The 11,239-nt window shown below is 62.5% G+C and carries 11 protein-coding genes; 9 read left to right on the forward strand and 2 right to left on the reverse strand.

Features of this window, described 5'->3' with window-relative positions; all coding sequences use genetic code 11:
• The first annotated feature begins 101 nt into the window (after nucleotides 1-101).
• The 3 genes from QMK32_RS12540 to QMK32_RS12550 all read left to right on the forward strand — a co-directional run bounded on the left by QMK32_RS12540 (nucleotide 102) and on the right by QMK32_RS12550 (nucleotide 4,136).
• A complete protein-coding gene (locus tag QMK32_RS12540) occupies nucleotides 102-1,244 on the forward strand; it encodes a steroid 3-ketoacyl-CoA thiolase (protein ID WP_283475257.1) in 1,143 nt (380 codons plus the stop codon).
• A complete protein-coding gene (locus QMK32_RS12545) occupies nucleotides 1,241-2,071 on the forward strand; it encodes an SDR family NAD(P)-dependent oxidoreductase (RefSeq protein WP_283475258.1) in 831 nt (276 codons plus the stop codon). The genes QMK32_RS12540 and QMK32_RS12545 overlap by 4 nt, the downstream gene beginning before the upstream one ends.
• A gap of 466 nt (nucleotides 2,072-2,537) precedes the next feature.
• Nucleotides 2,538-4,136, forward strand: coding sequence for an ABC transporter substrate-binding protein (locus QMK32_RS12550; RefSeq protein ID WP_283475259.1), 1,599 nt, complete (start codon nucleotides 2,538-2,540; stop codon nucleotides 4,134-4,136).
• A gap of 58 nt (nucleotides 4,137-4,194) precedes the next feature.
• Here QMK32_RS12550 and QMK32_RS12555 read toward each other — a convergent pair whose 3' ends face one another.
• Nucleotides 4,195-5,214 carry a LysR family transcriptional regulator gene (locus tag QMK32_RS12555; RefSeq protein WP_283475260.1) on the reverse strand — a complete coding sequence of 340 codons (1,020 nt, stop codon included), beginning with the start codon at nucleotides 5,212-5,214 and terminating at the stop codon, nucleotides 4,195-4,197.
• Nucleotides 5,215-5,291: 77 nt separating this feature from the next.
• Between QMK32_RS12555 and QMK32_RS12560 the strand changes: the two genes are divergently transcribed.
• On the forward strand, nucleotides 5,292-5,702 hold the full coding sequence (locus QMK32_RS12560) for a DUF5997 family protein (RefSeq protein ID WP_502943578.1): 411 nt from the start codon (nucleotides 5,292-5,294) through the stop codon (nucleotides 5,700-5,702).
• A 9-nt stretch (nucleotides 5,703-5,711) separates the two neighbouring features.
• Here the strand turns inward: QMK32_RS12560 and QMK32_RS12565 are convergent, their stop codons facing one another.
• Entirely contained in the window at nucleotides 5,712-6,095 is a 384-nt protein-coding gene (locus QMK32_RS12565) for a YchJ family protein (RefSeq protein WP_283475262.1), read from the reverse strand.
• 139 nt (nucleotides 6,096-6,234) lie between these two features.
• On the opposite strand from QMK32_RS12565, the gene QMK32_RS12570 reads away from it, so the two are divergent.
• The 5 genes from QMK32_RS12570 to hisB all read left to right on the forward strand — a co-directional run bounded on the left by QMK32_RS12570 (nucleotide 6,235) and on the right by hisB (nucleotide 11,205).
• Entirely contained in the window at nucleotides 6,235-6,702 is a 468-nt protein-coding gene (locus tag QMK32_RS12570; RefSeq protein ID WP_283475263.1) for an SRPBCC family protein, read from the forward strand.
• 173 nt (nucleotides 6,703-6,875) lie between these two features.
• Nucleotides 6,876-7,874 carry an alpha/beta hydrolase gene (locus QMK32_RS12575; protein ID WP_283475366.1) on the forward strand — a complete coding sequence of 333 codons (999 nt, stop codon included), beginning with the start codon at nucleotides 6,876-6,878 and terminating at the stop codon, nucleotides 7,872-7,874.
• A gap of 231 nt (nucleotides 7,875-8,105) precedes the next feature.
• Nucleotides 8,106-9,446 carry a histidinol dehydrogenase gene (gene hisD / locus QMK32_RS12580; RefSeq protein ID WP_283475264.1) on the forward strand — a complete coding sequence of 447 codons (1,341 nt, stop codon included), beginning with the start codon at nucleotides 8,106-8,108 and terminating at the stop codon, nucleotides 9,444-9,446.
• On the forward strand, nucleotides 9,443-10,588 hold the full coding sequence (locus QMK32_RS12585; protein WP_283475265.1) for a histidinol-phosphate transaminase: 1,146 nt from the start codon (nucleotides 9,443-9,445) through the stop codon (nucleotides 10,586-10,588). The genes hisD and QMK32_RS12585 overlap by 4 nt, the downstream gene beginning before the upstream one ends.
• Complete coding sequence (gene hisB, locus QMK32_RS12590) at nucleotides 10,585-11,205, forward strand: imidazoleglycerol-phosphate dehydratase HisB (RefSeq protein ID WP_283475266.1); 621 nt, start codon at nucleotides 10,585-10,587, stop codon at nucleotides 11,203-11,205. Before QMK32_RS12585 ends, hisB begins: the two co-directional genes overlap by 4 nt.
• Nucleotides 11,206-11,239: the final 34 nt, after the last annotated feature.

The following is an 11,239-nucleotide window of genomic DNA, read 5'->3' on the forward strand; positions in this document are numbered from 1 at the left end:
GTGTCTCGTCCAGCGAGATCGGCACGATGGCGCGCGCTTCGCCGTGGTTACAGTCGCCGTTGATGCAAGCGCCCCTGCTTTCATCATTGATAGGAGGCCTGATGGGCACCCCCGTAATTGTCGATGCTGCCCGATCGCCCAGTGGAAAACGCGGCGGTTGGCTGTCCAGCTTGCACGCGGCACAACTGCTCGGTCAGGTTCAACGTGCGGCGCTGGAACGCGTCGGTGTCGAATCCGAACTGGTGGAGCAGGCTATCGGTGGCTGCGTCACCCAAGCTGGTGAGCAGGCCTCCAATGTGACCCGCACGGCCTGGCTCAATGCCGGGCTTTCCGAGCAGACCGGCGCAACCACCATTGATTCCCAATGCGGCTCGGGCCAACAGGCCGCGCACCTGATCGCCGGTCAAATCGCGCTGGGCGCGATAGACGTGGGTATGGCGTGCGGGGTCGAGATGATGTCGCGGGTGCCGCTGCTGTCGAACATCCCCGAGGGTCTCGGTGGGCCGAAGCCAGCCGACTGGACGCTGGACCTTCCGAATCAGTTCGTCGGTGCCGACAGGATCGCGCGCCGGCGCTCTTTCACCCGTGAGGATCTGGACTTGTTCGGGCTGCGTTCGCAGCAGCGCGCGGCTGCGGCGTGGAGCGAGGACCGCTTTCATCGTCAGATCATTCCGATTACCGTGCCCGGGCCCGACGGCTCCGCTGTCATCGATCGCGACCAGGGCTTGCGAGAAACCTCCGTGGACGCACTGTCCACGTTGCGTCCAGTGATCGACGGTGGGCTGCACACCGCAGGCACCGCCTCGCAGATCTCGGATGGTGCAACCGCAGCGATCCTGATGGACGAGTCCCGCGCCCGGCACCTCGGACTGCGTCCGCGCGCCCGCATGGTGAGCCAATGCCTGATCGGTGCCGAGCCCGAGTTCCTACTCGACGGGCCTGTGCAAGCTGCCCAGCGGGTGCTCGATCGGGCCCGGATGAGCATGTCCGACATGGATCTGGTCGAGGTCAACGAAGCCTTCGCCTCGGTTCCCATGTCGATGGCGCAGGTGCACGCGGTGGACCCGGACAAGCTCAATGTCAACGGCGGCGCAATCGCTCTGGGCCATCCGGTGGGCTCGACCGGCATCAGGTTGATCGCGGCGATCATCGACGAACTCGAGCTTCGCGACCAGCAATTCGGGTTGATCGCAGTCTGTGCGGGTGGAGCCATGGCCAGCGCCGCGATTATCGAGCGGCTATGACGGGCGGCGCGCAGGCGAGCGGGCTTGCGGGCAAGGTGGCGGTGATTTCGGGTGCAGGCCGCAGTAGATCCATCGGCCGCTCCATCGCGATGGAGCTCGCGCGCGAGGGTTGCGATCTGGTGCTCACGGGCACGGGGCGCACTCCCGACCGGTACACGGAAGAGGAACGTGCCAGCGGATGGCGGGACATCGAGTCGGTAGCGGAGGAGGCGCGGGGCCTCGGGGTCCGCGCCCTCACCGCGATACTGGACGTCTCCGACGAGGCCGCAGTCGACGGGTTGGTGAACAAGGTCGTCGCGGAGTTCGGCGGAGCCGACGTCCTCGTGAACAACGCCGCGGCTGCTCGCGCTGGGGACCGCGTCCCTGTCACGGACCTGGCGGCTGACGTCTGGGATTTCGTGATGCGGGTGAACGTGCGCGGGACCTTCCTGATGAGCAGGGCATTCGCTCGCCAATTCGTTGCGCAGGGGCGTGGCGGCACGATCGTCAACATCTCCTCCATTGCGGGGAAGATCAGCGGTGCCAACGCGGCGGCGTACTCGGCCTCGAAGGCTGCGGTGCAGTCACTGACCTCGTCGATGGCCAAGGAATTGGGAAGTGACCAGATTCGGGTCAACGCGCTGTGCCCGGGGATCGTGTCTACTTCACGTCTGGACGATCTGACGGCCGACCAGTGGGACGTGCTGATCGCGGAGCGAGTGCCGCTGGGCCGAGCCGGCACCCCGCAAGAAATTGCGTTTGCCGTGGCATTCCTGGCCAGCGACAAGGGACGGTGGATCACTGGGCAGTCGTGGAACATCGACGGCGGCCAGATGACGATTCGCTGACCGTGCTGCGTAGCTGACAGCGCTGCGCGTGAAGCGGATGATCACCAGTGAGCCTGCGGCCTCGTCGATCCCATGACCTTGCTGATGTCCTGAAAGGCCTGGTCCTGGTCTTCAGGGTGTGGTTCCACTCATCTCCGCGGATCTACGTTCCGCGTTCTCGATGTCGAAAAAGTACACGAACATGCATCTGTGACTGGTTTCACTTTTATCGCTTTCTTTTCGACCGACTGCTGTTACGGTCGAATCAAGCGCTTGCTCAAGAAGCGCTCTGGTTCGGGCCGCTGAAAGCTGATCCGACTGTGCTCTCAGTGCCCGATGCAATGGCCATCACTCGGACCGCGCCGCCGGTGCGCACCGCCGCGCTCAGCGTCTCCCGAGCTATCGGTCGAGCGTTTCGCGGTTTCGCATCGCCGCAGAGCGACCCCATAGAGAGGAAATCACCATCGAGAAAGTAAGGAAGTCCTCTATGTATCGCAACAAGGAATTGCTGTGGAAGTCGATCGCGGTGCCCGTCGCGGCCACGCTGCTGCTTGTCGGCTGCGCCAGCGGGGCCGACAACGGTAGCGGGGCCGCCACCGACGAGTTGAGCGAGGGCATGAGGGGGTCCACCGACAGTGGTGATCCCGTCTCCGGCGGCACTCTTTCCTTCGGGGCGTATTCCGAACCGGCGGCGCTGGACCCAGCAGTGGCGATCGCGGCGGTCACCACCGGTGGCGTAGAGATGCTGAACATCTACGATTCACTGCTGCGATTCGACACCGAGTCCAACGAATTCGTTCCGCAGATGGCGCAGAGCCTCGACCACGACGACGACTTTCGAACCTGGACCCTGACGTTGCGGGAAGGCGTGAGTTTCTCCAACAACATGCCAGTAGATGCGGCGGCGGTGAAAGCGAGCCAGGAACGCTATGCGGCCAAGCCGGCTCCGGAGGCAGCGCTATGGAACGACAGCGTGGAGAGCATCGAGACATCGGGCGATCGGACCGTCACCTACACACTCAATAAGTCCTGGTCCGACTTTCCCGGGTTGCTCACAACCGGTCCGGGCATGATCGTCTCCACCGAGTCGGACGGTCCGGACGGAAAGTTCACGCCGATCGGGGCAGGACCCTTCACCCTTGCTGCCTGGGCTCAGGCTGACAGCATGACGTTGTCGGCACGAGACGACTACTGGGCAGGGGAGCCGAATCTGGATGCGCTGCGCATCGTGTACCTTCCTGGGACGCAGGTCGGACTGGAAACCATGTACAACGGTGGCATCGACTCGACGTTCGTCCGCGAACCCGACGAGGTCAACGAGGTCGTGGAGCGCGGGATGAGCGGCTATGTGAACATGACCGCCGCCGGAAACGCCGCGCTCATCAATGCCTCGGAGGGCCGTCCCGGAGCTGACCCACGCGTGCGTCAGGCGATGCAACTTGCCGTTGATCCGCAGATCATCACCCAGCGCGCATTCGACGATCCCGACCTGGGAAACGGCACGATTTTCCCGGAGTACTCGCGCTGGCACACGCAGACCCAGTCCACGCCCGTTGCCCCTGATGAAGCCAAGCAATTGCTTGCCGAGGCGATGGCAGACGGCTACAACGGCAAACTCGAAGTGATCGACGCATCAGACCCGGCCTCGCAGCAGACTGCGCTCGCCGTCGAAGCGCAACTGGAAGCAGTTGGCTTCGATGTCCAGGTCAACTTGATGCCGACAATCGGTGACCAAGTCCGCACTATCGCCAAGGAACGTGACTACGATCTTGCGGCGTGGGGTCTGTCCTATCGCGAAGCCGACCCATTTCCAAAGATGCAGGCAACGATGCACAGCGAAGGCAAGCAAACCTATGGGATGTACACCAGCCCAGAAATGGACTCGTTGATCGACAATCTGCAGTTGGCCTCCGACAAGGACGAGAAGGCCGATCTGGTCGACCAGATCCAGCAGCAGGTCAACAAGGACGTGCCCTTCTTGGTCTACAGTTCCTTCGCTGAGTTCGTCGTGTGGAACCCCACCGTGCATGGAGTGGTGGGCTCCTCCAATTCGATGGCGCTCTTCGGGACGGCGTGGAAGTCGTAGTAGCCCCGCGAAGAAGGTAGTCGGCCCTGGTCATCGGGCTATGCAAATAGCCCGATGACTAGGGCCGCCTCGGGCGCTTGCCGGAAGGGTTCTTCCTGCTTCCGCGCGCGCCCTTCGCCGGCTGGCTCGACTTCGCGGCCAGTTGCTGTTTCTTCTTTGCCGCACTGTTGTTGCGGTTCGCTGCACTGGTTGGTGGCGTCGGAGTTCCCCGCGAGCTTCGGACCGAGCGTCCGCGGACGATGCCGACGAAGTCCTCGACCTCTTCGGTGGTCTTGTCTACGAGCCATGCAATGGCGATGGGGGAGCCCGCTACGCCGTCGATCGGGCGATACACGAGGTCCTTGCGGCTGTGCAATCGAGCGATCGACTGTGGCAGAACGGCGATGCCCAGCCCAGCGGCAACGTACTCGACCAGTTCGGCATGTGAATTCACCTGCGGCGGTGCCAGTCTCGTGCCGTCCGCGATTTCGGTGGCAATCGACGCCCACTCGGGTACCGCCGACGGTTTCTGCAGCAGGTGCTCGTCGGCGAGGTCTGTCACGGCGATTCGATCGAACGCGGCGACTGGGTGATCCTTGGGAACGATCACCACCGCCACTTCCTCGTAGAGGCTGATGACGCTGAGATCGTTCCGGTCGACCGGGAGTCGTACGAAACCGACATCGATGACGCCCGATCGAAGCGAAGACTCCTGCGTGTCGGCTGTGGTGGGGATCAGTTCCAATGCGATGTCGGGAAATCGCTCGGACCAGATTCGGGTCCACTTGGTCGGCGTGACGCCTTCGGTGAAACCGACGGTGAGCGTGGCGGACTGCTCGTTCGACGCGTCGGCACGCAGCAGTTCGTCTTCTTCGGCGACCATCACGCGTGCGGTCTGGAGGAATTCGGAGCCACGATCGGTGAGCTCGGTCGGCGACGCGCCGGGGACGAACAACGAGTAGCCGAGTTCGGTTTCGAGTTCGATGACCGCGGCACTCAACCGTGTCCGGGCGATGTTCAAGGTTTTGGCAGCGCGGGCGAAATGCAATTCTTCCGCGACAGCGATGTACCAGCGGAGGGACTGCACGTCGAAATTCACATCTCAACAGTAGGCGACTCGGGCCGTTGTCCTGGACAGTGGCGTCCGGCCCAACTGTGGGCAGATAGGCTGTCGGGGTGAGCCCGGAGAATAAACCACAGCAGATGAAGCCCCTTACCGCGGCGAACAAGCTCGGCATCTACCTTCCCGCAGCGCCGGAAGAGTTTCAGGCCGCGTCCATTTCCCGCACCGAACTGGACGCATTGCGCAAAGAACCGCCGCAGTGGCTTGTCGACCTCCAAGATAACGGCCCGTTCCCGAAGGACGTTATTGCGCGCAAGCTCGGGGTGTCCATCGCGGGTCTTGCGCGAGCCGAGATCACCGGCGCTTTGACCGAATCCGAGATCGACAAGCTTCTCCACGAGCAGCCCGAGTGGCTGGTTCGAGAGCGTCGTACACAGGACGACGTCCGTGCGGAAGCCGCGCGGGTCAAGGCGAAGGACGAGGCTCGACGGGCCGCTACCAACCGGCCTCAGAAACAGCGGTAGCCCAGGCGCTTACTGCGCCAGGACGCCGTCGAGGTAGACCCACCGGTTGTCCTCACGAACGAATCGAGAAGATTCTCTGAGCACCCCATTGCCCTCGGGATGGCGATAGAACGCACTGAACTCGACCTCACCTGTCTGGTCCATCAGCCCTCCTTCGGCGGTTCTGTGGATGTCCAATCGGTACCAGCTTTGCTGCGGGTCGAGCGTCAACTCGGCCGGGGCGCTCGAACTGTGCCAGGTGTTCAGCAGGTACTCGCCGTCGCCGACGCTGAAGGCGCTGTAGCGCGATCGCATCAAGTGCTCTGCCGTCGGGGCGGTTGCTGCTCCGATCAGGAACGGTTCGCAACAGCGGTCGAAGGGCTCACCGCGCAGACATGGGCAACTGCGACTCATATTTCGAAAGCCTCGATGTATGTCGACACTACGTTGATTTCGCCCTGATCGATGGTCTTCGCTGCGGTCATCGGTCCATTGAACATCCTCGATCCGTCGCGGCTCGCATGGATGGGCCGAATACGGGTATGAGCACGACATGGTTTCCACACAGAACGTCGACCAAGGACATCGCATCGTTGCTCGTCGGATCGAGGTAAGAGCGCCCGCCGCCGATCTCTTCGCGATTGTCGCGGACCCACATCGACACGGTGAACTCGACGGCTCGGGCACGGTGAAAGATACGGTCAAGGGACCGGTGCGGTTGAAACAGGGTGCCAAATTCTCGGTCGGGATGAAGCAGTACGGCGTTCCGTACCGCATTACCAGCACGGTGACAGACTTCGCTGATTCCGGTAGCAGCAAGGCAATCGAATGGCGGCACCCCCTGGGGCACACGTGGCGGTGGGAGTTCGAGGAGAAGACACCGGGTACGACCACGGTCACGGAATCGTTCCGCTACGCAACCGCCATGGCGCCGAAGATGCTGGAGATGTTCGGGATGCCGCGGAAGAATGCGGACGGCATCAGCGCGACTCTGAACAATCTGGCACGTCAGTACTCCTGACCTGCTCGTCGGGTGGCATGTATGTGAGGACTGAACCCGCAGCGGTTCCGGGTCGTTGATTGTCGGTATCGCGCGAAGTCGTAGTGATACTGTTCGCCGAACTAACGTCAAAGACATCGCCGGAGGGCGGACGCGTGAAGATCAAGAACACAATCGTGACATGCACAGCAGTGATGTTGTGTGTGTTGACACCGTCCGCAGTAGGCGTGAGCGTCGCGTCCGCCGAGGATTTGCCCGTGACATCGGCGATTTCCGGCGACGGTTCGCGCATCGTGTCGGCCACCCGTATCGATGATCGGCAGTCGAGGTTGGAGATCTACTCGGCGGCCATGGACAAGAACATCCCAGTTCAGGTGATGACCCCCGCCGACGGCTCCGTCCCACGGCCCGTCCTTTATCTGTTGAACGGCGCGGGAGGGGGCGAGGACTCCGCAACGTGGCAGTCCCAGACAGACGCGACCGCATTCTTTGCCGACAAGAACGCCTTCGTAGTCACGCCGCAGGCCGGGAAATGGTCCTACTACACCGATTGGATAAGCGATGATCCAGTCCTCGGTCGAAACAAGTGGCAGACCTTCATCGGCGAGGAACTACCACCGTTGATCGATGGACAGTTCGATACCAACGGAACCCAGTCGATAGCCGCCCTTTCCATGTCCGGCACCTCGGTTCTGAACTTGGCCATTGCCTATCCAGGTCTCTACAAGGGTGTGGCTGCCTACAGCGGATGCGCGCAGACATCGGACCCGCTCGGGCAACAGTTCGTGAAGTTGGTTGTCGAGTTGTATGGCGGCGGAAACGTCGAGAACATGTGGGGACCGCTCGACGGACCGGTATGGCGTGAAAACGACCCACTGCTCAACGCTGAAAAGCTGCGTGGCACCGAGATCTACATGAGCACCGGTACCGGGCTACCCGGTATCCCCAACGACACTCCGCTGAATCCTCGATTCGCGGAAGACAAGGCCACACTGTTCCCGGACCAGCTACTGGTCGGCGGCGGCATCGAGGCCGTCGTGAATTTCTGCACATCGAACATGGCCAAGGAGCTGTATCGACTCGGAATTCCTGCCGAGGTGAATTTCCGTCCCGTCGGAACTCACTCCTGGGGTTACTGGCAGGACGACCTCCACGCGTCGTGGCCGATGCTGGCGCATTCGCTCGGCATCTGAGCTCGGCACCTGAAGACACGACTTCTATTACTCGGTGCTGCCGTCCGCCATCGAGGTGTTCGACAGAAATCAACTCGCGGCACAGGTTCTCCACGCTCTAGGGTCGGACTTATCCGAGGGTGCTCGACACGAAGCTGTAGTCGAGCGCCGGACGTGAAGTAGTAGCCGAATCCGGGGGAACTATCCTGGAGGTTCGCAACCGAAATCTTTCGACCCTCGAAGGGAAACACTATGTCTGCCCGCATCGAGCTCGCTCGCGTGGATCTACGCGGTCGAACTCCATCCACCGCCGAACTACGCGGCGCTCTCCCACGAGGTGGAGTGGATGTCGATGCTGTTCTGCATCAGGTGCGCCCTGTCGTGGAGGCAGTTCGCGATCGTGGCGCCGACGCCGCACTCGACTACTCCGAGCAGTTCGACGGCGTCCGCCCGGACCGGGTTCGCGTCCCTGCTCAGGCAATCGTCGACGCTCTTGCCGAGTTGGACCCCGCAGTGCGCGAGGCACTCGAAGTCGCCATCGCGCGCACACGATTGGTGCATGCCGAACAACGGCGCACCGACACCACCACCACTGTGGTCCCCGGTGGAACGGTCACCGAGCGGTGGATCCCGGTCGACCGTGTCGGCCTCTATGTTCCCGGCGGCAATGCCGTCTATCCTTCCTCGGTCGTCATGAACGTCGTTCCCGCTCAGACCGCGGGTGTCGGTTCCCTGGTCGTGGCGTCCCCACCCCAGGCCGGGTTCGGCGGTTTGCCGCACCCGACCATTCTGGCCGCCGCGCAACTGCTCGGCGTCGAGGAAGTATGGGCAGTCGGCGGCGGGCAAGGTATCGCGTTGCTCACCTATGGCGGTACCGACACCGACGGAACGGAACTGGCACCGGTGGACTTGATCACCGGACCCGGCAACATCTACGTCACTGCGGCCAAGCGGCTGTGTCGCGGACTCGTCGGAATCGATGCCGAGGCCGGCCCCACCGAAATCGCAATTCTGGCCGACGGTTCCGCTGACCCGAAACACGTCGCCGCCGACATGATCAGCCAAGCCGAGCACGACGTCATGGCAGCGAGTGTTCTCGTCACCACGAGTCCGGAGCTCGCCGACGCCGTCGATGAAGCTCTGGAGGCACAGCTCGCGTTCACCAAGCACGCCGAGCGCGTGGCGACAGCACTGTCCGGCCAGCAGTCCGGAACGATCCTCGTCGACGACATCGAGCAGGGCCTTGCCGTCGTGAATGCGTATGCGGCCGAGCACCTGGAGATTCAGACGAACGATGCCGCTGCTGTCGCTGCGAAGGTGCGCAGTGCGGGCGCTGTATTCGTCGGCGCCTGGTCTCCGGTCAGTCTGGGTGACTACTGCGCGGGCTCGAATCACGTTCTCCCGACGGCGGGTTGTGCCCGTCACTCGTCCGGACTCAGTGTTCAGACGTTTCTGCGTGGAGTCCACGTCGTCGACTACTCGGAAGCTGCGTTGAAGGATGTGGCGGGTCATGTGATTGCGCTTGCCAATGCCGAGGATCTTCCAGCGCACGGTGAGGCAGTCCGGCTTCGTTTCGAAGGGTTGTCCTCGTGAACGCTGTCGCTGGGCAGTCGATCACCGTCGACGATCTGCCGTTACGGGCAAGCTTGCGCGGACAGTCGGCGTACGGCGCGCCGCAGCTGAACGTACCGGTGCAGCTCAATACCAACGAGAATCCGTATCCGCCTACTCAGGCCCTGGTGGACGATGTAGCCGAGTCGGTCCGTGCTGCAGCTGCTCAGCTGCACCGGTACCCGGATCGCGACGCGGTCGCCCTGCGTACCGCCCTTGCCGAGTACCTGACCTCGCAAACCGGCATTGCGGTGGACACTGCCAATGTCTGGGCTGCGAACGGGTCCAACGAGATACTTCAACAGCTACTGCAGGCATTCGGCGGGCCGGGGCGAACATCGCTCGGCTTCGTGCCGTCGTATTCGATGCACCCGATCCTCGCGTCCGGAACTCAGACCGATTGGGTCGAGGCGAATCGGCGAGACGACTTCTCGCTCGATATCGACTACGCCGTCAGTGTAATCGGCGACCGTAACCCCGATGTCGTCTTCGTGACGAGCCCCAACAATCCGACCGGGCACAGCATCGGCGAAGCGGATCTACGACGGATACTCGACGCTGCGAATGGCATCGTCATCGTCGACGAGGCGTATGCGGAGTTCTCGGCATTGCCGAGTGCGCTGGGTCTGATCGGGGACTATCCGAGCAAGCTCGTGGTCAGTCGGACCATGAGTAAGGCCTTCGCTTTCGCCGGTGGCAGACTCGGTTATCTTGCTGCAGCGCCGGCCGTGGTGGAGGCAATGTTGTTGGTGCGCTTGCCTTATCACCTTTCTGTCATCACCCAGGCCGCGGCGTTGGCGGCTCTTCGGCATGCAGCGGAAACCCTCGGCAGTGTTGCGCGTCTGTCGGCCGAACGCGATCGGGTCATGGCTGAGCTGACCGATATGGGATACGACGTCATTCCGAGCGACGCCAATTTCGTTCTCTTCGGCCGGTTTGCCGACGCAGCGGCGACGTGGCACCGCTATCTCGACGACGGGGTGCTTATCAGGGACGTCGGCATCGCCGGCTTTCTGCGCACCACGATCGGCCTCGACGCCGAAAACGATCGATTCCTCGAGGTGAGTGCGAGACTCGCACGCGCCGAACTGCAGACCGAAGAAGAAGTGGAGTCCACCAGATGACCACGGCGCCCAGGATTGCGCGTATCGAACGCGCGACGAAAGAGTCCGATATTTCGGTCGAACTGAATCTCGACGGCACCGGTGTCGTCGACATCTCCACTGGAGTGCCGTTCTTCGATCACATGCTCACCGCACTCGGCACACACGCCCGGTTCGACCTCACGGTGCACGCCAAAGGTGACGTCGAGATCGAAGCCCACCACACCGTCGAGGACACCGCGATAGTGCTCGGTCAGGCACTCGGTCAGGCGTTGGGTGACAAAGCGGGGATCACCAGATTCGGTGATGCGTTCATTCCGATGGATGAGACGCTCGCACATGCGTCCGTGGATGTTTCCGGCCGGCCGTATTGCGTGCACACCGGCGAGCCCGACTACATGGTCCATTCGATCATCGGCGGCTATCCCGGAGTTCCCTATGCGACGGTGATCAATCGTCACGTCTTCGAGTCGCTGGCGATGAACGCGCGCATCGCGCTGCACGTGCGTGTGTTGTACGGACGCGATCAGCATCACATCACCGAGGCCGAGTTCAAGGCCGTGGCTCGAGCGTTGCGTGAAGCAGTCGAGTACGACCCGAGGATGACCGGAATTCCATCCACCAAGGGCACTTTGTGATGTCGGTTTGAGTTCGTTGTTCGCGATCCGCGGG

Origin of the sequence: Rhodococcus sp. H29-C3, assembly GCF_030063405.1 — a bacterium.
Lineage (GTDB): Bacteria > Actinomycetota > Actinomycetes > Mycobacteriales > Mycobacteriaceae > Rhodococcoides.

Excerpts from the sequence above, each read along its gene's own strand:
- QMK32_RS12540 (WP_283475257.1), top strand. The coding sequence starts at position 102 with ATGGGCACCCCCGTAATTGTCGATGCTGCCCGATCGCCCAGTGGAAAA.
- QMK32_RS12545 (WP_283475258.1), top strand. The coding sequence starts at position 1,241 with ATGACGGGCGGCGCGCAGGCGAGCGGGCTTGCGGGCAAGGTGGCGGTG.
- QMK32_RS12550 (WP_283475259.1), top strand. The coding sequence starts at position 2,538 with ATGTATCGCAACAAGGAATTGCTGTGGAAGTCGATCGCGGTGCCCGTC.
- QMK32_RS12565 (WP_283475262.1), bottom strand. The coding sequence starts at position 6,095 with ATGAGTCGCAGTTGCCCATGTCTGCGCGGTGAGCCCTTCGACCGCTGT.
- QMK32_RS12570 (WP_283475263.1), top strand. The coding sequence starts at position 6,235 with ATGGTTTCCACACAGAACGTCGACCAAGGACATCGCATCGTTGCTCGT.
- QMK32_RS12575 (WP_283475366.1), top strand. The coding sequence starts at position 6,876 with ATGTTGTGTGTGTTGACACCGTCCGCAGTAGGCGTGAGCGTCGCGTCC.
- hisD (WP_283475264.1), top strand. The coding sequence starts at position 8,106 with ATGTCTGCCCGCATCGAGCTCGCTCGCGTGGATCTACGCGGTCGAACT.
- hisB (WP_283475266.1), top strand. The coding sequence starts at position 10,585 with ATGACCACGGCGCCCAGGATTGCGCGTATCGAACGCGCGACGAAAGAG.